Genomic DNA, 21474 nt, shown 5'->3' with positions numbered 1-21474 from the left:
TTGTGTGACTCCGCGGCCCGGGGGCCGCTTGATCGTCGCCTGACTAGGCTGTCCGAACGTGTCCGCCTCCTCCACCGACCCCGAACTCCTTGCCACCGCGCAAGTGGAGCTCAACCGCCACGGCGAGGTGCTGGGCGAACTCGGCAGGCTCTTCGCCGACGCCGGACACGAGTTGTATCTCGTCGGCGGCAGCGTCCGTGACGCGCTGCTGGGTCGCGCGCTGACCGATCTGGACTTCACCACCGACGCCCGTCCCGAGCAGATGCAGAAGTTGCTGCGGCCGTGGGCCGACTCGCTGTGGGACACCGGCATCGAATTCGGCACCCTCGGCGTCGGGAAGGGCGACAAGCGTCTCGAGATCACCACGTATCGCGCCGACACCTACGACCAGGTGTCCCGCAATCCGGAGGTGCGGTTCGGTGACAACCTCGACGACGACCTGCTGCGACGCGACTTCACCGCCAACGCGATGGCCGTGCATATCACCGCCGACGGCCCCGCCGAGTTCCACGACCCGCTCAACGGGCTGGCGGCGCTGCGCGCAAAGGTGCTCGACACCCCCGCCGCACCCGAGGTGTCGTTCGGCGACGACCCGCTGCGGATGCTGCGCGCCGCGCGTTTCGTCTCGCAGCTGGAGTTCACCGTCGCACCGCGCGTGGTGTCGGCGCTGGTGGCCATGGCGCCGCAGCTGGGACGCATCACCGCCGAGCGGGTGGCCGCCGAACTGGACAAGCTGCTGCTGGGCTCCGACCCGGTCGCCGGCGTGGATCTGATGGTGCAGACCGGGCTGGGCGATGTGGTGCTGCCCGAAGTGGGGGCGATGCGCATGGCGATCGACGAGCACCACCAGCACAAGGACGTCTACTGGCATTCGCTGACCGTGCTGCGGCAGGCGATCGCGCTCGAGGACTCCGGACCCGATCTGGTGTTGCGTTGGGCGGCGCTGCTGCACGACATCGGCAAGCCCGCGACCCGCAAGCATGAACCCGACGGCGGAGTCAGCTTTCACCACCACGAGGTGGTCGGCGCGAAGATGGCGCGCAAACGGCTGCGCGCGCTGAAGTACTCCAAGCAGATGGTCGACGACGTATCGCAGTTGGTGTATTTGCACCTGCGGTTCCACGGCTACGGCGGCGGCAAGTGGACGGACTCGGCGGTGCGCCGGTACGTGACCGACGCCGGGCCACTGCTTCCGCGACTGCACAAGTTGGTGCGCGCGGACTGCACGACGCGCAACAAGCGTCGCGCTGCCCGGCTTCAGGCCAACTACGACGACCTCGAACAGCGGATCGCCGAACTCGCCGAGAAGGAGGACCTCGCGCGGGTGCGCCCCGACCTCAATGGCAACGAGATCATGGAAATCCTCGGCATCCCCGCAGGCCCCCAGATCGGTCAGGCGTGGCAGCACCTCAAGGAGTTGCGCCTCGACCGCGGACCGCTGACGCGCGACGAGGCCGTCGAGGAACTGCTGTCGTGGTGGAACGCCCGGGGCGGACAGTAACCCCGCCCACCGAACCCCGCGAAGACCGCGAGCGACCGCGTCTGCACGCCGACACGCCGCGATTGCGGGTACAAAAGCGGTCGCTCGCGCGGGTTCAACGACCGGTGGAACCCGCGGCCGGGTTGGCGCGTCCGATCAGGCATGGACTACTGCCTCGGTGACGGCGACGGCTCGGCGACGATCTGGTCCGCGACGCCCGACCTGGATGTCGACGGCGACGGCGCATTCGAGGCGGTCGGGCTCGACTTCGACGGTGACGGTCTGCTCGACGACGCGATTGCCGACTTCGACGACGATGGCATAGCCGACCACCTCGTGCGTGACCATGCCGGTGCTGCAACGCATTTCACCGACGACGGCAGCGGAACTTGGACGGTCAGCGTCGAGCGGGGGCTGCGCTGGTTCGGCCTCGACGGGGTCGAGCGATTCGGCGGTCCGCTGGTCGACCTCGACGCCGACGGCCAAGACGACAGGCTCGTCGACAACGATGGCGACGGGTTGGCCGATCGCGCGCTGGCCGGCGAGACCGCCTACGTCGACGCCGACGCCGACGGCACGTGGGACATCAAGCTCACCGACAGCGACGGCGACGGCCGCGCCGATTCGGCCGCCGAACTCAGTTAGCCGCGGCCAGACCCCGGTGGGCCGGCAAACGCCTGCGCGATGCCCAGCCACTGTTCGGCGTCCTCGCCGACCGCGCGCACATCGAGTTCCGAGTGCGGGCGCCGCTGGGTCACCAGCATGCAGAAGTCTTCCGCCGAACCGGTCACCCGCTGGCCCGCGTCCTGTGGCCCCCACGACCACGCCGACCCATCCGGCGCGCGCAACTCGACGCGGAACGGTTCGGCCGGCGGCGCCATGCCGTTGATCACGAACGCGAAATCGCGTGTGCGCACACCGATGTGAGCGATCGACCGCAGCCGCGCGGTGGGCTCTCTGCGCACACCGAGAGCGTCGGCGACGTCGAGGCCGTGCGCCCACGTCTCCATCAACCGGGCCGTTGCCATCGACGCGGCGCTCATCGGCGGGCCGAACCAGGGCAGCTTGCGGCCCTCGGCGACGGTCAGCAGCTCGTCGTGCAGCCGGGACCGGGTCGCGCGCCACTCGGCAAGCAGGTCCGGCGGCGACATGGCGGCCAACTCCTCGGCGCCCGCATCGACGAAGCCGGTCGGGTTCTTGCCCGCCTCTTCGAGCAGGTCGGCGAAGGCGGCCTCGTCGGTGACGGCGGTCAGCGCGACGCGGTCGGTCCACAGCAGATGTGCGATCTGATGCGCGATGGTCCAACCCTCGGCGGGAGTGGGTTCTGCCCACCGCTCGACCGGAAGGTCGGACACGATGGCGTCGAGTTCGTCGCTCTCGGCGCGTAGGTCGGCCACCATCGGCGCGGCACCAGCCATGCCGGCCACCTTAACCCGGGGTCGGCGACCGTCTCGCGATTGTCGCGTGTGCGGCCAGACCGGCGAGATACACGCCAACGCCGGCCAACGCGAGCGCCGGTTGGCGTCCGTCCGGCGGAATCACGCTCGCGGTCAACGCGATCGCCCCGATGAACGACATCCAGAACAGCGAGTCCTGCACGGTGAACACATGCCCGCGCAGGCCGTCGTCGACGTCAAGCTGCATGGCGTTGTCCGCGCACAGCTTGACCACCTGGCCCGCCATGCCGAGCAGGAACCCGCAGGCCACCATCATCGCAAGCTGCAGGCCGGACCCGGCCAGCTGGACCAGCGCGGCGATTGCCAACGCACCGTTGGCCGTGGCGTACCGGCCCCAGCGCCGCACCGCCACCGGCATGACGGCGGCGGCGATGAAGGCTCCCGCGCCGGTTGCCGCGACGAACAGCACCGCGGTGCCCAACCCGGCGACCTGCGCAGTGTCGGTGTGCCGCACCATCACCAGCACCAGCAGGCTGTTGATCCCGAACACCATCCGATGCGCGGCCAGCCCCGTCAACGTCGCGGCCACGGCGGGCACCGCCATCACGGTTTTGACCCCGTGCACCCAGCCGGTGGCGACCGCGTAGAGCACCGAGCCGTGCACCGCCCGCGCGCTGTCGTCGGGTCCCAGCAGCCGCGGCGGAAAACGCCACGCCAACCACAGGGCCAGGGCCACCGGAGCGGCCACGATCAGGATGATGACCGCCGAACCGGCGTCGTCGGCGCCGAACAGCCAGCGCGGCAGCAACATGAAGTTGGCGCCGAGGAACGCGGCGGCCGCCCCGGCCGCGATCGCAACGGAGTTCATCGCCGCCACTTGATCTCTGGGCACGACATGCGGCAGCGCCGCGGACAGCCCGGACGACACGAAGCGGGTGAAGCCGTTGACGATCAGCGCACAGCACAGGATCGCCAGATCTCCCGCTCCGGATTCGAGCAGCTGCGCGACGGCAAGCACCAGCACCAGGCGGCCGGCGTTCGCCGCGACCAGCACCAGCCGACGATCCCAGCGGTCGAGCAGCGCTCCGGCGAACGGGCCCAGCAGCGAGTAGGGCAGGAACAGCACCGCGAACGCGCCGGCGATCGCCCACGGTTCGGCGGCGCGCTGCGGATTGAACAAAATCGCCCCTGCCAACCCCGCCGAGAACAGCCCGTCGCCGAACTGACTCACCAGCCGCAGCTCCAGCAGACGCCGAAACTCGGGCAGGCCGCGCACCGACCGCCACACGGCGACGGGCGCGCGGAAATCGGCCAAGGGGATCCCGTTCCTGATAAGCGGCGGATCGGACCGCACCCACAGTACAAATATCGCGGCGGCGTCGCGCTTGTCCGCCACGACGGGGGTTGCCGGTGCCATGATGGACGGGTGGCGCAGTCAGAGGACCCGGAGGATTTCATCGCGCCTGCCGCGCCGCGAGTGCGGGCGGGGACACTGCTCCTTGCCAACACCGACCTGCTGGAACCGACGTTTCGCCGCAGCGTCATCTACGTCGTGGAACACAACGACGGCGGCACCCTCGGCGTCGTCCTGAACCGGGCGAGCGAGACGGCGGTCTACAACGTATTGCCCCAGTGGGCCAAGCTGGCCGCCAAACCGAAGACCATGTTCATCGGCGGACCGGTCAAACGCGATGCGGCGCTGTGCCTGGCGACTCTGCGCGCGGGGATGGAGGCCACCGACTGTCCCGGTCTGCGCCATGTGCAGGGGCGGATGGTGATGGTCGATCTCGACGCCGATCCCGACTCGATCGCCCCGGTGGTCGAGGGCATCAGAATTTTCGCCGGCTACTCGGGCTGGACGATCGGCCAACTCGAAGGCGAGATCGAGCGCGACGACTGGATTGTGTTGTCCGCGCTGCCATCCGACGTTCTGGTCGAACCGCGGGTCGATCTGTGGTCGCGGGTGCTGCGCAGACAGCCGCTCCCGCTGTCGTTGCTCGCGACGCATCCGATCGACGTCAGCCGCAACTAGTCAACTGCAGGACAGCGTGCAGGTGGCGCACGCGCCGCCGCAACCATCGGCGGTGCTGCGTTCGGCGCTGGAAAGACGGGCGGCCATCTTCGCGCTCTGCCAGCATCCGGCCCCGACGGTACCGAGCGCTCCGACCACGCAGACGATCAACACAACGATGGCCGTGCCGGGATCGGCCGCCAGTGCGACGGCACCGCCGGCGGCCAGCATCGCGGCGGCCGCCAGTTGGACCGGTGCCATCGAGCGCAACACCGTGCGCGCGGGGTCTTCGGGATGTGGTCGGCGCAGCAGCCACCCGCCGACCGCGGCGATCGCGCCGGCAGCGCACAGGCAGAGCACCGCGGCGATGAGCATGGGCGACAGGATATCGAGACCCGGCGCGATCGACGAGTTGGGACGTCCCCCGGGCGCCAGGCTTCGCCCGGGGGACGGGCCTAACCCGGCAGGCCCGGCTGGGTTCCCAGCGCAGTCGCGCTCGGGATCCGCGGGGCGGCCGGCGCCGTCGCAGCTGACGGCGGATTCGACACCGGCGATGCCGCGCCGGGAGCGGCCGGGGCAGGGGCGCCGGGGGCTGCAGGCGCAGCGGGTGGTGCTGCGGCGGGCGCCCCGGGAACCGTGACCCGGAAACCATTGACGATCGCGTCCGTGGCCTCCGCGGCCGGGACAACCTGGTCGACACTCGTGGTGACGGATAGCGACACCAGGTACTTCTCCGGCCCGGCAGTGGCGATGACGTGACGCCGCGAGGTGTTCAGCGTCATGTTGTTCTCGCGGTAGGTCCCCTCGATCACCGCAGACGGCATGCCGCCGAACTCGGCCAGTGACGCATCGGTGGTGCGCCAGGCGGGCAGCTTCTGGCTGTCGATGAAGCCGTGGCTGATCGCCTCTTTCGGGTCGAAGTCGCCGAGCAGCTTGTACACGACGACCTGCGCGTTCGACGTGTACAACCCGTTGCCGCCGACGCGGTCCGCGATCACGGCGAAGGCATCGGGCACGTTCGGGTCGGGGACGTGCGACCAGCCGCGCGGCATCGGCAGCACGATGGTGAGCGCCTTGAACTCGCGGCTGTTCTGCGGCTCGAGCTTGACTCCCTTGTCGGCGAAGAACTCCGAGAGCGTGCCAGAGGTCGCGGGCGTGATCGTCGCGACCGGTGCCGGGGGCACGGGCTGGGCGGCCAGGCCTGGGGCCGCCGGAGTCGCTGCCCCTGCCGGAGACGCTGCGCCGGCTGGGGCGGCCGCGCCGGCGGGGGTTCCCGCGGTGGCAGAAGTCACACCCGGTGTGGTTACACCCTGCTGAGTGAGGGCCGCAGCGTTCGGTGTGACGGTGACGGTCTGCGTGACGGTGGCCGGCGCGGGCGCAGGTGGTTGCGGAACGAGGGGTTCGGCCGATGCGGTCGTGCCCGCGAAGCCGAGGACGCCGGCGGTGGCGGCGGCCACACCTGCGGCCAGAATCCGCCAGCGAGGGGCGATCTCGATCATCTGCGTCGGTCCTTCCGAACTGCACGGGAAGAGGTCAGGCGCTGACTGTATCGACCGGCCAAGCAGGGCGACCAGCGTCGGAATCGACCTGCAACCGTGTTCTGACATCCCCGCAATGCAACCGAGACCGACCCGTGGCCGAAGCATCGCGGACAGGCGTGCTTATACCCTGTTCACGTGACAGACGCGCCGACCACAGACACCCCGCAGCACCGCTACACCGCGGAGCTGGCCGGGCAGATCGAGCGCACCTGGCAGCAGCGGTGGGCCGACGCGGGGACCTTCCACGTGCCGAACCCCGTCGGGTCGCTGGCGCCCGCCGACGGTTCGCCGGTGCCCGAAGACAAGATGTTCGTGCTGGACATGTTCCCGTATCCGTCGGGTGAGGGTCTGCACGTCGGGCACCCGCTGGGTTACATCGCGACCGACGTCTACGCCAGGTACTTCCGGATGACCGGGCACAATGTGTTGCACGCCTTGGGATTTGACGCTTTCGGCCTGCCCGCCGAGCAGTACGCGATCCAGACCGGGACGCATCCGCGGATCCGGACCGAGGCCAACATCGTCAACTTCAAGCGGCAGCTGGGCCGGCTGGGGTTCGGTCACGACTCGCGGCGCAGCTTCGCCACCACCGACGTCGACTACTACAAGTGGACGCAGTGGATCTTCCTGCAGATCTACAACGCGTGGTTCGACCCCGCCGTGCAGAAGGCCAGGCCGATCGTGGAGCTCGCCGAGGAGTTCGAGTCAGGGGCGCGCGACCTCGACGACGGCCGGTCGTGGTCAGACCTCTCGAAGACGGAACGCGCCGACGTCATCGACTCGTACCGGCTGGTGTATCGAGCCGACTCGCTGGTGAACTGGTGTCCGGGATTGGGCACGGTACTGGCCAACGAGGAGGTCACCTCCGACGGCCGCAGCGAGCGCGGTAATTTCCCGGTGTTCCGTAAGCGCTTGCGGCAGTGGATGATGCGCATCACCGCCTACTCCGATCGCCTGCTCGACGACCTCGAACGGCTGGACTGGCCGGAGAAGGTCAAGACCATGCAGCGCAATTGGATCGGCCGGTCGACGGGAGCCGCGGTCCTGTTCGCCACCGACGCCGGGGACGTCGAGGTCTTCACCACCCGGCCCGACACATTGTTCGGCGCGACGTACATGGTGTTGGCGCCCGAACACGAACTGGTCGACAGGTTGGTGGCCGACCAGTGGCCCGCAGGTGTCGACGAGCGGTGGACGTACGGCGCTGCGACACCGGCCGAAGCGGTCGCCGCGTACCGGTCCGCGATCGCGGCGAAATCGGATCTGGAGCGTCAAGAGAACAAGATCAAAACCGGTGTGTTCGTCGGTGCGTACGCGACGAATCCCGCCAACGGTCAACAAGTTCCGATCTTCATCGCCGACTACGTGCTGCTCGGTTACGGCACCGGGGCCATCATGGCCGTGCCCGGACACGACCATCGCGACTGGGAATTCGCGACCGAGTTCGGCTTGCCGATCGTGGAAGTCGTTGCCGGAGGTGATGTCACGCAGGCCCCCTACGTCGGAGAAGGCCCGATCGTGAACTCCGACTACCTCAACGGGCTGAGTGTCGCGTCGGCCAAGGAGGCGATCACCACCCGGCTGGCGGCGCAGGGCCGCGCCCGTCCGCGCGTCGAATACAAGCTGAGAGACTGGCTTTTCGCGCGGCAGCGGTACTGGGGTGAGCCGTTCCCGATCGTGTACGACGAGGACGGCCGCGCGCACCCGCTGCCGGAATCGGCGCTGCCGGTGGAGTTGCCGGACGTACCGGACTATTCGCCGGTGCTGTTCGACCCCGACGACGCCGACAGCGAACCGTCACCGCCGCTGGGCAAGGCCACGGACTGGGTGAACGTCGAGTTGGATCTCGGCGACGGACTCAAGCCCTACACCCGCGACACCAACGTGATGCCGCAGTGGGCGGCCAGCTCGTGGTACGAGCTGCGATACACCGACCCGTACAACTCAGAGGAGTTGTGCGCCAAGGAGAACGAGGCGTACTGGATGGGGCCGCGGCCCATCGAACACGGCGCCGACGATCCGGGCGGTGTGGACCTGTACGTCGGCGGCGTCGAGCATGCGGTGCTGCACCTGCTGTACGCCCGGTTCTGGCACAAGGTGCTCTACGACCTCGGTCACGTCAGCTCTTCCGAGCCGTTCCGCCGCCTGGTGAACCAGGGATACATCCAAGCATTCGCCTACACCGACTCCCGCGGTGCCTACGTTCCTGCCGCGGAAGTCGTTGAGCGGGACCAGAAGTTCTACTGGTCGGGTCCCGACGGCGAGGTCGAGGTCTTCCAGGAATTCGGGAAGATCGGCAAGAGCCTGAAGAACTCGGTGTCACCCGACGAGATCTGCGACAACTACGGTGCGGACACGCTTCGGGTGTACGAGATGTCGATGGGCCCGCTGGAGGCGTCGCGGCCGTGGGCCACCAAGGACGTCGTCGGCGCATACCGGTTCCTGCAGCGGGTGTGGCGACTGGTGGTCGACGAGGAGACGGGTGCCAACCGCGTCGCCGACCACGAGGCCATCGACGAGCCGACGCTGAAGTTGTTGCACCGCACCATCGCCGGAGTGACCGACGACTACACGAACCTGCGGAACAACACCGCGGCCGCCAAACTGATCGAGTACACGAACCACCTGACCAAGGAGGAGGTGACGGCGCGCGCGGCGTTGGAGCCGCTGGTGCTGATGGTCGCGCCGCTGGCCCCGCATCTGGCCGAGGAACTGTGGCGTCGGCTGGGCCACGACTCGTCGCTGGCACACGGACCGTTCCCGCTGGCCGACCCGCGGTACCTTGTCGAGGACACCGTCGAGTACCCAGTGCAGGTCAACGGGAAGGTGCGCGGTCGCGTGACGGTCGCCGCGGACGCGGATGCCGACGCGCTGGAGGCCGCCGCGTTGGCCGACGAGAAGGTTCAGGCGTTCATCAATGGCGCGACTCCGAAGAAGGTCATCGTCGTGGCGGGCCGCCTCGTCAACATCGTCGTCTGACCCCCGCCCCGCCGCTCGATTGTGATTCTGGGCGACGGTTTGGGCGCTCTGAGCGTCGTCGGATTCACAAACGGCGGGGCTACTTGCGGGGGCGGACGATGACCTCGTGCAGGTGGGCGTCCGGCGGGGTGTGCACCGCATCGGCGATCACCTTCGCCACACTCTGCGGGCTCAGGAACCGCGACGGGTCGTACTCGCCGCCCTCGTAGGCGACCAGCCCCTCCTGCATCTCGGTGGCGATGCGGCCCGGATGCACCGATGTCACGCGCAGCGTCGGCTCGTCTGCCCGCAGCGAGTCGGCGAACGACCGCAACGCGAACTTGCTCGCCGAATACGACGCCAATCCCGGCGACGCGTTGATTCCCGATCCCGAGTTCACGAACAGTACGTGTCCGCGCGCGGTGCGCAGTGCAGGCAACAGTTCGAGTGTAAGGGCAACCGCACCAATGACATTGACCTCCATGGAGGTGCGCCACTCGTCGACGGTCGATTCGGCGACCCGCCCCGGAAACGCCACACCCGCGTTGTGGATCAGCACGTCGAGCTCGACGATCGGCTCGACCGCGGCCTCGATTCCGGAAACGTCAGCCAGGTCGATCGGCCATGTGGTCGCGCCGAACTGCGCGGCGACCTCGTCGAGCGCCGCCGACGGCCGCCCGGCCAGAAACAGGGTGTGGCTGTCGGCGAGCGCCGTGGCGATCGCCGTCCCGAGTCCCCGTGAGGCACCCGTGATCATCGCGGTCGGCATGTCGAAACCCTACCGATCTGCGATTCGCCGCGAAGCGTCGCATCATGGAACGGATGCCACCCGACCACAGCTTTGCTCCCACCCAGCTCGCGGCCCGCGCTGCGTACCTGCTGCGGGGTAACGACCTGGGCACCATGACCACGGCCGCGCCGCTGTTGTACCCGCACATGTGGAGCTGGGACGCGGCGTTCGTGGCGATCGGGCTGGCCCCGCTGAGCGTCGAGCGCGCCGTCGTCGAACTCGACACCCTGCTCAGCGCGCAGTGGACCAACGGGATGATCCCGCACATCGTGTTCGCCAACGGCGTCGACGGTTACTTCCCCGGCCCGGCGCGCTGGGCCACGTCCGCGCTGGCCGCGCACGCGCCCCGCAACCGGCACACGTCCGGCATCACCCAGCCGCCGGTGCACGCGATCGCCGTGCAGCGCATCCTCGATCACGCCCGCACCCGCGGCCGGTCCACCCGCGCCGTCGCCGAGGCGTTCCTGGACCGCCGTTGGTCCGACCTCGTCCACTGGCATCGCTGGCTCGCCGAGGCCCGCGACCCGAAGGAGCACGGTCGCGTCACGCTGTACCACGGCTGGGAGTCCGGTATGGACAACTCCCCACGCTGGGACAGCGCGTACGCCAACGTGATTCCGGGCAACGTGCCGGAGTACGAGCGCGAGGACAACACCATCGTCACCGACGTCACCCAGCGCCCCTCCGACCTCGAGTACGACCGCTACCTCTGGCTGCTCGAGGAGATGAAGTCGGCGCGCTACGACGACGAATTGCTGCCCAAGGTCATGAGTTTCGCGGTCGAGGACGTGTTCGTCTCGGCCATCCTCGCGGTCGCCTGCGACGTGCTCGCCGAGATCGGCGAGGACTACGGCCGCCCACGCGCCGACGTGCGTGACCTCTACGCGTGGGGCCGGCGGTTCCGGGCCGGAGTCATCGACACCACCGATGAAAGAACCGGCGCGGCAAGGGATTTCGACCTAAAGGCGGGAAAGTGGGTGGCCACCGAGACGGTCGCGCAGTTCGCCCCGCTGTTGTGCGGCGGCCTTCCGCACGACAAGGAACGCGCGCTGGTGAAACTGCTGGAGGGCCCGCGGTTCTGCGCTCACCCCGACCTCAAGTACGCCTGCATCCCGTCCACCTCGCCGGTGTCGCGGGACTTCCGCCCGCGCGAATACTGGCGCGGGCCGGTCTGGCCGGTGATGACGTGGCTGTTCTCATGGTGCTTCGCGCGCCGCGGCTGGGCAGAACGCGCGCGTCTGCTGCGCCAGGAGGGACTGCGCCAGGCCAGCGACGGAACCTTCGCCGAGTACTACGAACCCTTCACCGGCGAGCCGCTGGGCAGCATGCAGCAATCGTGGACGGCGGCCGCCGTCCTGGACTGGCTGGGTTAGCCGGCTATTCGGCCAGCCGCTCGAGCGGGTCGATGGCCTTGGTCAGCGTCTCGATGTCCTCCGGGCTCAACCGCGACAACAGGCTGGCCAGATGGGCGCGCCGAACCTCGAGCGCCTCCTGGTGCTGAGCGCGGCCCTCCGGGGTGATGTCGACGAGCACCGCGCGCAGGTCCGACGGGTCGCGGGAGCGTTTGACCAGGCCCAGCTTCTCCAATCGGCGGATCGCGACCGTCGTCGTGGGCGTGCGAACACGCTCGTGGGCGGCCAGATCCGTCATCCGCATCGGGCCCTGCTCCAGCAGCGTCAGCAGGATCGACAGCTGCGCCAACGTGAGGTCCCCCGCGTCGGTGCGGTTGGTGTCGCTGCGACGCAGCACGGAGAACACCCGGGACAGAACCCGCTGCAGCTCTCCTGACAGCTCCGCGACCTGCGGTTCGACGACTTCCGCCATAATTTCGGCAGTCTAACCTGTCAGCCGCTGCCAGGATGCGTGACGGACGCGTTATTTCAAAGTCGTCGAAGGCCCGGTCACAGCACCTGCGAGAGGAACCGCTGCAGGCGTTCGGTCTCGGCCGCGTCGAAGATCTGCTCGGGCGGTCCGGCCTCGACCACTTTGCCGTGATCCATGAACACCACGGCATCAGACGTCGACCGGGCGAAGCCCATCTCGTGCGTGACCACCACCATGGTCATGCCGTCGGCGCCGAGGTCGGCGATCAGCGCGAGGATGCCCTTGACCAATTCCGGGTCGAGCGCCGAGGTGGCCTCGTCGAAGAACATCACCTGCGGCGCCATCGCGAGTGCCCGCGCGATCGCCACGCGCTGCTGCTGGCCACCGGACAGCGTTGTCGGCCGCACGTCGGCTTTGTTGCGCAGGCCGACGCGATCCAGGTGTGCCAGCCCGAGTTCGCGGGCCTCGTCGGCGCTGAGTCGTTTGAGCTTGCGCGGGGCGAGCGTCACGTTGTCCAACACGCTGCGGTGCGGAAACAGGTTGAAGTTCTGGAAGACCATCCCGATGCGCTGGCGCAACTGGTCGGGATTGTCGGCGAGCACCGAACGACCGTCGAGCAGGATGTCGCCGCGGTCGGGCTCGTACAGCCGGTTCAGCGTCCGCAACAGCGTGGACTTGCCCGAACCCGACGGCCCGATCACCGCCGTGGTGCTGCCCGCGGGCACATCGATGTCTACCCCGCGCAGCACCGGGTTGGGACCAAACGAAAGATGGATGTCGTTGGCGCTCAACGATACCGGGTCGAACCCCGACGTGCTCATCACACCATCTCCTGCGACGTCGCCATCGGAAGCGGGTCCTCCTCGGAGGGCTTTCGCCCGCGTCGCAGCCTGTTGTCGATGTAGTTGACCAGATGTGTCAGCGGCACCGTCAGCAGGAGGTAGAAGAAGCCCGCGGCCACCAGCGGTGAGAGGTTGCCGGTCTGCGCGTTGAGGTCGCGCCCGACCTGGAACAGCTCGCGTTGGTCGGCCACCAGCCCGAGGAAGTAGACCAGCGAGGAGGCCTTCAGCAGCGAGATGAACTGGTTCATCAGCGCCGGCAGCACCCGCCGCACACCCTGGGGTATCACGACCAACCGCATCGACGAGGTGTACGAAAAGCCCAGTGCGCGTGACGCTTCCATCTGCCCGGGTTCGACGCTTTGGATGCCGGACCGGAAGATCTCTCCGACGTAGGCGGCCGCCATCAAGCCCAGCGCCGCGATGCCCAAAGGGAACGGGTTGTTGCCGGTCAACCCGCCCACGACCGGACCGACCCCCAGGCCGATCAACAAGATGATGACCACCTCGGGCAGGCCGCGGAAGATGTCGGTGTACACCCGCGCCGGCCACCGCAGCCAGCGATGCCGCGAGATCCCGGCGACCGCCAACGCCATCCCCAGCACCAGCCCGATGACGGCCGCGCTGACGGTCAGGATCAACGTGTTCGGCAGGCCGGTCTTCAACAGATCCGGAACCGCCTGCCGGTACAGGTCCCAGTTCAGGAACGAGTCCTTCAGTTGCGCCAGCGTCGATTTCGGCGCCGCGGGTCCGGTCGGGGCCTGCTGGTTCTCGGCGGCGATCGCGTTGAAGTCGGGCAGTTGCGGGGGCGCAGCCGCCTTGGAGCCCGGCTTCCACCCGGGCGGCAGCGCCCGCGGCACCCATTCCGAATACAGCCGCGCCCAGGTGCCGTCGGCGATCACGGCGTCGAGCCCGGAGTTCAGCGCGTCGATGAGCGGGCGGTTCTCGGTGGCCACCGCCCACGCGATGAAATTGTCCAAGCTGAAGGTGTTTTCGATGATCTCGGCCGGATCGCCGGGTTGCACGGTTCCCGACGCCTGCTGGGACGGGGCGACCCAGGCGTCGATCTGCCGGGTCTTCAGGCTCGCGTAGACGGTGTTGTAGTCCGGGTACTTGACCGGCTGCAGGCCCAGGGTGTCGATGACGTAGGACTCCTGCACGGTGCCTTGCACCACGCCGATGCGCTGTCCCGGAGCCAGCTTGTCGAAACCGGTGATCGGCGAGCCGGTGGGCACGACCAGCGAGAAGTAGCCGAAGTCGTAGCCGTTGGTGAAACCGACTGTGCGGCGGCGCTCTTCGGTCGTGGTGATCGATGAGGACCCGACGTCGAAGCGCCGCGCCGCCACCTGTGCCAGCAGCCCGGAGAACTCGGTGCCGACGAAGTTGATCCGCAGGCCCAGCTTGTCGGCGATCGCGCGCAGCACCTCGTTGTCGAAGCCGGTGAACTGACCGGCCGAGTTGATGCAGATGCTCGGCGGCGCGTCCGACAGGGTGCCGACGGTCAGCGTGCCGGGTTGGATCAGGCTCAACGCGTCGACGTTGACCGACGCGAGCGGCGCCACGGAGGGGGTGGTGTACCGGTCCTCGTCGGGCCCGGTCGCCGCCGCGGCCAGGTTGGTTGGAAGGGCGCTGGCACTCTCGACGCCGGGAGGTGTGCACTGGTCCACGTTGGCGTGCGCGGGTCCGGCCAGACCGACACCGGACACCAGCACTGCGACGAGCGCCACCACGAGGATCTTGCCGAGTGGCGCGAACGGGGTCATCTGTGCAACGTAGCGGTCAGGGCCGCGCGGTCGCCGGGTTGGGCTCGATCAGAACGTCACCGACGAGGCGCCCGCCCCGCGCAGCACGCCTCGTCGAACCAGTTCGGTGACCATGGTGTGGCCCATCGCCTCGCTGCGGGCGATACAGGCGGCGCGTGCGGCCTCCTCGTCGCCGCCGCGGATCGCGGCGGTCTCGTCCTCGTAGAACGGCAGCATCTCGTCGTGGTCGCTCAGGTATGCCACCCAGAACGCTCGAGGTGTGAAGGCCTGGACGGAGCGGATCAGCGCCGTCAGTCGCGGGCCGGCGTAGGCGTCGGTGATCACGGTGCGGTACTGCCACGCGGCGTCGTAGAAGGCGCGCGAGTCGCGGGTGCCGCGCAGCGTGTCGGTCAGCGCGCCCAACCGTTCGACGACGCGGGGATCGGGGTCGGCGGCGGCGCGCGCGGAAGCCATGCCGGTCAAAAACCCGTGCAGCTCATGGTGCTCACGAACGAACGCCTCGTCGAAACGTTCGACGAACGCCCCGCGGTGATACCGGGTGGACAAGATGCCGTCGTGTTCCATCTGCACGACGGCCTCTTGAATCGGCACGCGCGACAATCCGAGGTCCTGTGCGATCTCGTTGCGGTCGATCCGATCACCGGACCGGAGCTTGCCGGTCAGGACGAGGTTCACGACGTGCGCGACCACAAGGTCTTTTTCCTTGACCCCATACTTCTTGGGCATGGCGGCGACAGTCTCTCACGCACCACGCCTCGCCGGGAGCGGTTACGCCGGTTCAGCCGCCCGCGTTTTGACGACGGTCGCGCCAGCGGACCAACGCTTCGGCTTCGGACAGGTCGTAGTCGGGTCCGTTCACCCCGACGGTCAGCATCGTGACGCCGAGGTCGGCGAGCGCATCGGCCTCCCCGATCAAAGCCTCCACGGTTTTTCCCGACACGCCTGCCGACCGCTCGATGGCCTGGGGGTCACGACCCACATCGGCGCAGTGTCGCGCCAAAACCTCGGCCTTGCGCGGGTATTCGGCGCTGTCGGAGAAGCTGTGCCAGATGTCGCCGTACTCGGCGACCAGTCGCAGCGTCTTCTTCTCGCCACCGCCGCCGATGAGGACGGGGATGTCGCGGGTGGGCTGTGGGTTGAGCTTGGACAGGCGCGACGTGATGCGCGGCATCGCCGCGGCGAGGTCGTCGAGCCGGCTGCCCGCGGTGCCGAACTCGTAGCCGTACTCGTCGTAATCCTTCTGCTTCCAACCCGAACCGATGCCCAGGATCAGGCGCCCGTCGCTGATGTGGTCGACGGTGCGCGCCATGTCTGCCAGCAGCTCGGGATTGCGGTACGAGTTGCAGGTCACCAGCGCGCCGATCTCGATGCGCGACGTTTGCTCGGCCCAGGCGCCCAGCATCGTCCAGCATTCGTAGTGGGCCCCGTCGGGATCGCCGTAGAGCGGGAAGAAGTGGTCCCAGTTGAAGGCGATGTCGACGCCGATGTCCTCGCACCGGCGGACGGCATCGCGGATATGGCTGTACTTCGGGGAGTGCTGCGGCTGCAATTGCAGGCCGACACGAATCGGATAGCTCACACTTCAACCGTACGCAGCGTCAGTCTCCCGACCACCAACCCCCGCGAGCGACCGTGTCTGCCCGCCGACACACCGCGAAACCGCGGACAAATGCGGTCGCTCGCGGCCGCGGCGAAACCGAGCTACTCGGCGAGCACCGCCCGCAGGATGTCGATCAACTTGCGCGGCTGATCGCTCTGCACCGAGTGCCCGGAATCCTCGACGATGTGGACGTCTTTGAATCCCGGTGCGCGACGGGCGAACTCGGCGGCGTCGTCGTCGTTGACGAAGAACGAGTTGGCGCCGCGCACCAACGTCGTCGTCACCTGCAGCCGCGGAACGTCGTCCCACAGCCCCTCGAAGCCCTCACCCTTGCGCATCTCGTCGTAGCGCCAGGTCCAGGTGCCGTCGTCGAGCCGCTTGGCATTGTGAAACACGCCGCGACGCAACGACTCCCGATCACGGTGTGGCGCCGCGGCGACCGTCTTCTCCAGCATCGCCTCGAACGAGGGGAAGATGCGGTCACCCTGCACCAGAGCGACGGTGCCCTTCTGCGCCTCGGTCATCTGGGTGTGCCGCTCGGGCGCCGAGGGCGTCACGTCGACGAGCACCAGCCTGCGCACGAGATCCGGGGCCTCGACGGCCAGGCGCAACGACGTCAGGCCGCCCAGCGACATGCCCACCACCAGCGAGGCCTCCGAAGCCAGTGAGCGGATCACAGGTTCGACCGCGACCGCATTGCTCTTCGGCCCGTAGTCGCCGTCCTCGCGCCACGCCGAACGGCCGTGCCCGGGCAGGTCGATGGCGAGCGCCGGCACGCCGAGCCCGACGATCACGGTGTCCCAGGTGTGGGCGTTCTGTCCGCCGCCGTGAAGGAACACCACCCGCGGCGACCCCTCGCCGAATTTCAGCGCGCTGATGGGTCCGGAATCGATGCGCTCGGCGTGGGGCACCACGTCGACACCGGCCTGCCGCGCGTTCTCCGTGAGGAAGATGAACTCGTCGAGCGTGGCCAGTTCGTCGTCAGCAGAGATATCGGTCACGAAGTCATCTAACCGTGTCGCCGGGACCGACGTAATGGCGGTCCGTACTGCGACGAATCGACCAAAACGTCGGTTTCGGCGAGCAGTGAGAGTCAGCCCTCGATGAAGGTTTCGAGCTGCGCCCGGGCCACATCGTCGGGCAGCTGCTTGGGCGGGCTCTTCATGAGGTAGGCCGAGGCCGCCTCGACGGGGCCGCCGATGCCGCGATCGAGCGCGATCTTGGCCGCCCGCACCGCGTCGATGATGACACCCGCCGAGTTCGGCGAATCCCACACCTCGAGCTTGTACTCCAGGTTCAGCGGCACGTCACCGAACGCGCGGCCCTCGAGCCGGACGTAGGCCCACTTGCGGTCGTCGAGCCAGCCGACGTGGTCGGACGGGCCGATGTGCACGTCTTTGGTCTTGAACTCGCGCTGCAGGTTGGAGGTCACGGCCTGGGTCTTGGAGATCTTCTTCGACTCCAACCGCTCACGCTCGAGCATGTTGAGGAAGTCCATGTTGCCGCCGACGTTGAGCTGCATGGTGCGGTCGAGTTGCACGCCGCGGTCCTCGAACAGCTTGGCCATCACGCGGTGGGTGATCGTCGCGCCGATTTGGCTCTTGATGTCGTCGCCGACGATCGGGACACCGGCGTCGGTGAACTTCTTCGCCCACTCCGGGTCCGACGCGATGAACACCGGAAGCGCGTTGACGAACGCCACACCGGCGTCGATCGCGCACTGGGCGTAGAACTTGTCGGCCTCGTCCGAACCCACCGGAAGGTAGGACACCAGGACGTCGACCTCGGCGTCCTTGAGCGCCTTGACGACGTCGACCGGGTCGGAGTCGGACACCTCGATGGTGTCGGCGTAGTACTTGCCGATGCCGTCGAGGGTCGGGCCGCGCTGCACGGTGACGTTGAGCGGCGGCACGTCGGCGATCTTGATGGTGTTGTTCTCCGACGCGAAGATCGCCTCGGACAGGTCGAAGCCGACCTTCTTGGCGTCGACGTCGAAGGCGGCGACGAACTTGACGTCGCGCACGTGGTAGGGGCCGAGGCGCACATGCATCAGGCCGGGCACGGTGGCCGTCTCGTCGGCATCGTGGTAGTACTGCACGCCCTGTACGAGCGACGACGCGCAGTTGCCCACGCCGACAATCGCGACCCGCACCTCTCCGTTGGATGACATGACGACTCTTCCCTTCGTAATCCCGGTCGTAGCTGGTTCGGTTCTGCCTAGGGCTGCACTGTGTTGTCTGAGCGCCCCTGGCTCAGACGTTCCGCCGCAATCAACTCGTTGAGCCACTTCACCTCGCGCTCGCTCGACTCCAACCCCAGCTGATGAAGCTGGCGGGTGTACCTGTCGATCGAGCTGCTGGCCCGCGCAACGGCTTCACGCAGACCCTCGCGGCGTTCCTCCACCTGACGACGACGCCCCTCCAGGATCCGCATCCGGGCCTCGGCCGGGGTGCGGTTGAAGAAGGCGAGATGGACACCGAATCCGTCGTCGGAGAAGTTCTGTGGGCCCGTGTCGGCCACCAGTTCGGAGAAGCGCTGCTTGCCCTTCTCGGTGAGCTGGTAGACGCGTCGCGCCCGGCGCATCTTCGGGGTGCCGTCCGGCGCAGCGTCCTCGACGATCAGCCCGTCGTTCTGCATGCGCCGCAAGGCCGGATACAACGATCCGTACGAAAATGCGCGGAAGGCGCCGAGCAAGCCCGTCAATCTCTTGCGAAGTTCGTAACCGTGCATCGGCGATTCCAGCAGGAGTCCCAGGATGGCCAATTCCAGCACCGAGGACACCCCCTCCAGAAAATCGCAGCTCGTCCGTTACGGCGTTTCGACACCTCGCACCATAGTATCGCGCCGATATATTCGGCGCGAATGTTGGGTTACCGTCACGCGAACGACCGGGCCTCAGCCGGGGTAGTTGATCTGCTTGACCGTGCCGTCACCGGCCAGCTCGATGTACCCGCTGCCGTAGTCGCTGGACACGTAGACGTCGACCGACAGCGCGCCGGGGGTGGTCGGATCGGTGGCCGGGTCGATGGACAGATAGGTGCTGGTGACGTCCTCGGGTTTCATGCCGAGCGTCTCCGGGGCGCCGCGCAGGACGCCGACGACCGCCTTGGCGTCGAACTTGCTCAGGTCGACCTCGACGGCACTGCTGCTCTTCGAGGTCGACGAGGGATCGTCCCAGCCGCCGCGGTAGGTGTAGTTCAGCTCGCGGCGCTCCTCGGCGGGGTCCGGCCGGGTCAGCGACGCGTAGTCCGGATACACGACCAGGCGGTATCCGTTGGTGTCGCCGAACCGCTGCTTCATCTGTTCCAGCAGTCCCGTCAGCCCGCCGAGCGAGTGCAGCTGCTTGGGCGGGGTCAGCACCACCGGGGTGATGCCGTCGGACTTCGCCCCGGGATCCGACGTGAAATTCAGCGGCGACGGGGTGTTGCCGTACAACCCCCAGCCGATCGCGATGCCGAGCACCACCAGCACGCCGGCCACCGCGAGACGCAGACCCCAGCCGTTCCCCGCCATCGGCAGCGTTCGCGGCTTGCGCAACGTCGGCAGCTGCACGGGGGCGTTGTTGGTCTGCAGATCGGACACCAGCGCCTGCAACTCGCCGAGCGTGGTCGCGGTCGTCGCCGCCTTGACCCGCTCGCCGTGCTCGGTCATCGACAGCTGGCCCTCGGCCAAGGCGCTGTCGAGGATCTGGCACGTGTCGTTGCGGTCGCTGTCTTTGGCCCGCGTTGCCGATGTCTGCCGGGTTGCCACGCCGATGATCGTAGAAGTACTCAGCGGATGAGGCCCTGGGAAGTCATCACGGCCAGCAGCGATCCGTCCGCACCGCGCAGCGAGCCGTAGGCCGAGACGCCGCCGCTGGCGACCGAGCCCCGCGCCTCGAGCAGCCGCCACGCCGTGGACGGGACCAGGTGTGACCCGGGCTGCCACACCAGGCTGAGGTCCAGGCTCAGCAGCCATGCGTCGACGAATCCGCTGACCTTGCCCGGCGCATCGAAGAGGTGGGCGTCGGCGTGCAGGACGTCGCCGATCTGCGGATGGGTGAGCGGGTCAGCAGGGGAATCGCTGTCGGCGCTCACCCACAGCGCCACCTCCGGGCGACGGTCCGCGAAGCGGGTGAGGCTCGGCGGGTAGTCCAGGCCGCGGCGATGGGCGAACCGCAGCGACCGATACTCCTGGCCGATCCAGTCCAGCGCGGGTGCCGACTCCGGTGCCGGCAGCGGGACGGCGTAGCGCTCGAAGGGGACGGGTGCGTCGACCGACGGCGGGCCGAGCCAACCGTCGGCGAACCAGCTGTTCGCGATGAGGATGGTGCGTTCCCGCTGGCGGATGGTGGCCTCGACGGCCGCGGCGGTGCGTCCGCCCCGGATGCTGCGAACGTCGATCTGCAGCGGTCCGGGCGCCCCGGCCTCGACGAAGGTCACCGACAGCGACGCCGCCGCCGGCCGACCGCTGTGCGCGAACATCGCGGCCAACGCCAGTGCGGAGGTGTAGCCGCCGAAGGCACGACCGTCGAAGCACCACTGTTCGGGAAGGTCGCGGGTGAATCGGCTCGAGCCTTCACCCGCGGGCCCGCCGTCGAGGGCGAAGTCGCGCCCGTCCAACATCGAGACTCCTCAAGGTCGCCGCACACGGCCGATTGCTGATGCCGTCGGTCCAGATCAAACACCTTAGAGAGGGGCGTGACCGTGCCGTCACGCTCCGGTAGGTCCATCGCCGACGTACTCTGGTCCTCGTGCGATTGCAGCGACAGGTGGTGGACTACGCACTTCGGCGACGGTCCCTGCTGGCCGAGGTCTATTCGGGACGCACCGGCGTCTCCGAGGTCTGCGACGCCAATCCCTATCTGCTGCGCGCCGCCAAATTCCACGGCAAGCCCAGTTCGGTGACGTGTCCGATTTGTCGGAAAGAACAGCTCACGCTCGTGTCGTGGGTATTCGGTGACCATCTTGGCCCGGTATCGGGTTCCGCACGAACGGCCGAGGAGTTGGTCTTGCTGGCGTCCCGATACGACGAATTCTCCGTACACGTGGTGGAGGTATGCCGCACCTGCAGCTGGAATCACCTGGTCAAGTCGTACGTGCTCGGCGCGGTCCCGCCACCGAAGGGAAAACCCGGCACTCGAACCGCGCGCTCACGGGCGCGCACGGCCAGTGAATAGCGAAGGGCGCCACGACCGGTCAGTCAACGAAGTCCGTTCAGGACACGGGGCTGATGGCGTGAGCGCGCCAAAATCCAACGCCGGCGACGCCAGCCGCCACCGCCCGGCTCCCG

At 68.1% G+C, this 21474-nt stretch carries 21 protein-coding genes; 6 read left to right on the top strand and 15 right to left on the bottom strand.

What is annotated here, in order from left to right:
* The first annotated feature begins 58 nt into the window (after positions 1-58).
* Positions 59-1501 (top strand): CCA tRNA nucleotidyltransferase, encoded by a 1443-nt coding sequence (locus tag AU198_RS03595; RefSeq protein WP_064346120.1) that lies wholly within the window; start codon positions 59-61, stop codon positions 1499-1501.
* Positions 1502-1642: 141 nt separating this feature from the next.
* The gene (locus AU198_RS03590; protein WP_064346119.1) at positions 1643-2125 is read left to right on the top strand and encodes a hypothetical protein; all 483 of its coding nucleotides are present in this window, start codon (positions 1643-1645) and stop codon (positions 2123-2125) included.
* Here AU198_RS03590 and AU198_RS03585 read toward each other — a convergent pair.
* Both AU198_RS03585 and AU198_RS03580 read right to left on the bottom strand, forming a co-directional pair.
* Positions 2122-2898 (bottom strand): TIGR03084 family metal-binding protein, encoded by a 777-nt coding sequence (locus tag AU198_RS03585; RefSeq protein ID WP_064346169.1) that lies wholly within the window; start codon positions 2896-2898, stop codon positions 2122-2124. The genes AU198_RS03590 and AU198_RS03585 overlap by 4 nt on opposite strands.
* 10 nt (positions 2899-2908) lie before the next feature.
* Entirely contained in the window at positions 2909-4192 is a 1284-nt protein-coding gene (locus AU198_RS03580; RefSeq protein WP_064346168.1) for an MFS transporter, read from the bottom strand.
* 111 nt (positions 4193-4303) lie between these two features.
* Between AU198_RS03580 and AU198_RS03575 the strand changes: the two genes are divergently transcribed.
* Complete coding sequence (locus tag AU198_RS03575; RefSeq protein ID WP_064346118.1) at positions 4304-4909, top strand: YqgE/AlgH family protein; 606 nt, start codon at positions 4304-4306, stop codon at positions 4907-4909.
* Here AU198_RS03575 and AU198_RS03570 read toward each other — a convergent pair whose 3' ends face one another.
* On the bottom strand, positions 4910-5263 hold the full coding sequence (locus AU198_RS03570) for a hypothetical protein (protein ID WP_064346117.1): 354 nt from the start codon (positions 5261-5263) through the stop codon (positions 4910-4912).
* A gap of 80 nt (positions 5264-5343) precedes the next feature.
* Positions 5344-6387: an LpqN/LpqT family lipoprotein gene (locus AU198_RS03565; protein WP_064346116.1), complete on the bottom strand. Its 1044-nt coding sequence runs from the start codon at positions 6385-6387 to the stop codon at positions 5344-5346.
* A 177-nt stretch (positions 6388-6564) separates the two neighbouring features.
* On the opposite strand from AU198_RS03565, the gene leuS reads away from it, so the two are divergent.
* Positions 6565-9408 carry a leucine--tRNA ligase gene (gene leuS / locus AU198_RS03560; RefSeq protein WP_064346115.1) on the top strand — a complete coding sequence of 948 codons (2844 nt, stop codon included), beginning with the start codon at positions 6565-6567 and terminating at the stop codon, positions 9406-9408.
* A 79-nt stretch (positions 9409-9487) separates the two neighbouring features.
* Here the strand turns inward: leuS and AU198_RS03555 are convergent, their stop codons facing one another.
* On the bottom strand, positions 9488-10156 hold the full coding sequence (locus AU198_RS03555) for an SDR family oxidoreductase (protein ID WP_064346114.1): 669 nt from the start codon (positions 10154-10156) through the stop codon (positions 9488-9490).
* A 53-nt stretch (positions 10157-10209) separates the two neighbouring features.
* Here AU198_RS03555 and ggh point away from each other — a divergent pair, with 53 nt between their 5' ends.
* Positions 10210-11550, top strand: coding sequence for a glucosylglycerate hydrolase (gene ggh, locus AU198_RS03550; RefSeq protein WP_064346167.1), 1341 nt, complete (start codon positions 10210-10212; stop codon positions 11548-11550).
* A gap of 4 nt (positions 11551-11554) precedes the next feature.
* Here ggh and AU198_RS03545 read toward each other — a convergent pair whose 3' ends face one another.
* The 10 genes from AU198_RS03545 to AU198_RS03500 form a co-directional block, all read right to left on the bottom strand.
* Positions 11555-12001: a MarR family winged helix-turn-helix transcriptional regulator gene (locus tag AU198_RS03545; protein WP_064346113.1), complete on the bottom strand. Its 447-nt coding sequence runs from the start codon at positions 11999-12001 to the stop codon at positions 11555-11557.
* Positions 12002-12078: 77 nt separating this feature from the next.
* Complete coding sequence (locus AU198_RS03540; RefSeq protein ID WP_064346112.1) at positions 12079-12822, bottom strand: amino acid ABC transporter ATP-binding protein; 744 nt, start codon at positions 12820-12822, stop codon at positions 12079-12081.
* The gene (locus AU198_RS03535; protein ID WP_064346111.1) at positions 12822-14603 is read right to left on the bottom strand and encodes an ABC transporter substrate-binding protein/permease; all 1782 of its coding nucleotides are present in this window, start codon (positions 14601-14603) and stop codon (positions 12822-12824) included. The genes AU198_RS03540 and AU198_RS03535 overlap by 1 nt, the downstream gene beginning before the upstream one ends.
* 48 nt (positions 14604-14651) lie before the next feature.
* Positions 14652-15329: a GntR family transcriptional regulator gene (locus tag AU198_RS03530; RefSeq protein WP_064346110.1), complete on the bottom strand. Its 678-nt coding sequence runs from the start codon at positions 15327-15329 to the stop codon at positions 14652-14654.
* Positions 15330-15381: 52 nt separating this feature from the next.
* On the bottom strand, positions 15382-16182 hold the full coding sequence (locus tag AU198_RS03525) for an LLM class F420-dependent oxidoreductase (protein WP_064346109.1): 801 nt from the start codon (positions 16180-16182) through the stop codon (positions 15382-15384).
* Between the two features lie 122 nt (positions 16183-16304).
* Entirely contained in the window at positions 16305-17204 is a 900-nt protein-coding gene (locus AU198_RS03520; protein ID WP_064346108.1) for an Rv0045c family esterase, read from the bottom strand.
* A gap of 92 nt (positions 17205-17296) precedes the next feature.
* Positions 17297-18373: an inositol-3-phosphate synthase gene (locus tag AU198_RS03515; RefSeq protein WP_064346107.1), complete on the bottom strand. Its 1077-nt coding sequence runs from the start codon at positions 18371-18373 to the stop codon at positions 17297-17299.
* Positions 18374-18420: 47 nt separating this feature from the next.
* Positions 18421-18975, bottom strand: coding sequence for a PadR family transcriptional regulator (locus tag AU198_RS03510; RefSeq protein ID WP_064346166.1), 555 nt, complete (start codon positions 18973-18975; stop codon positions 18421-18423).
* Positions 18976-19098: 123 nt separating this feature from the next.
* Positions 19099-19953 (bottom strand): DUF1707 SHOCT-like domain-containing protein, encoded by an 855-nt coding sequence (locus AU198_RS03505; RefSeq protein ID WP_082690847.1) that lies wholly within the window; start codon positions 19951-19953, stop codon positions 19099-19101.
* Positions 19954-19973: 20 nt separating this feature from the next.
* The gene (locus AU198_RS03500) at positions 19974-20807 is read right to left on the bottom strand and encodes a thioesterase family protein (RefSeq protein ID WP_064346106.1); all 834 of its coding nucleotides are present in this window, start codon (positions 20805-20807) and stop codon (positions 19974-19976) included.
* A gap of 128 nt (positions 20808-20935) precedes the next feature.
* Here AU198_RS03500 and AU198_RS03495 point away from each other — a divergent pair, with 128 nt between their 5' ends.
* Positions 20936-21361: a DUF5318 domain-containing protein gene (locus tag AU198_RS03495; protein ID WP_064346105.1), complete on the top strand. Its 426-nt coding sequence runs from the start codon at positions 20936-20938 to the stop codon at positions 21359-21361.
* Positions 21362-21474: the final 113 nt, after the last annotated feature.

It is taken from the genome of Mycobacterium sp. GA-1199 (genome assembly GCF_001500045.1).
Taxonomy (GTDB): Bacteria; Actinomycetota; Actinomycetes; order Mycobacteriales; family Mycobacteriaceae; genus Mycobacterium.
This window is presented reverse-complemented; position numbering and strand designations above follow the sequence as displayed.

Bases quoted from the DNA above. Each gene is read 5' to 3' on its own strand.
- AU198_RS03590 (WP_064346119.1), top strand. From the start codon at position 1,643: ATGGACTACTGCCTCGGTGACGGCGACGGCTCGGCGACGATCTGGTCC.
- AU198_RS03585 (WP_064346169.1), bottom strand. From the start codon at position 2,898: ATGGCTGGTGCCGCGCCGATGGTGGCCGACCTACGCGCCGAGAGCGAC.
- AU198_RS03570 (WP_064346117.1), bottom strand. From the start codon at position 5,263: ATGCTCATCGCCGCGGTGCTCTGCCTGTGCGCTGCCGGCGCGATCGCC.
- AU198_RS03565 (WP_064346116.1), bottom strand. From the start codon at position 6,387: ATGATCGAGATCGCCCCTCGCTGGCGGATTCTGGCCGCAGGTGTGGCC.
- AU198_RS03555 (WP_064346114.1), bottom strand. From the start codon at position 10,156: ATGCCGACCGCGATGATCACGGGTGCCTCACGGGGACTCGGGACGGCG.
- ggh (WP_064346167.1), top strand. From the start codon at position 10,210: ATGCCACCCGACCACAGCTTTGCTCCCACCCAGCTCGCGGCCCGCGCT.
- AU198_RS03545 (WP_064346113.1), bottom strand. From the start codon at position 12,001: ATGGCGGAAGTCGTCGAACCGCAGGTCGCGGAGCTGTCAGGAGAGCTG.
- AU198_RS03540 (WP_064346112.1), bottom strand. From the start codon at position 12,822: ATGAGCACGTCGGGGTTCGACCCGGTATCGTTGAGCGCCAACGACATC.
- AU198_RS03535 (WP_064346111.1), bottom strand. From the start codon at position 14,603: ATGACCCCGTTCGCGCCACTCGGCAAGATCCTCGTGGTGGCGCTCGTC.
- AU198_RS03530 (WP_064346110.1), bottom strand. From the start codon at position 15,329: ATGCCCAAGAAGTATGGGGTCAAGGAAAAAGACCTTGTGGTCGCGCAC.
- AU198_RS03515 (WP_064346107.1), bottom strand. From the start codon at position 18,373: ATGTCATCCAACGGAGAGGTGCGGGTCGCGATTGTCGGCGTGGGCAAC.
- AU198_RS03500 (WP_064346106.1), bottom strand. From the start codon at position 20,807: ATGTTGGACGGGCGCGACTTCGCCCTCGACGGCGGGCCCGCGGGTGAA.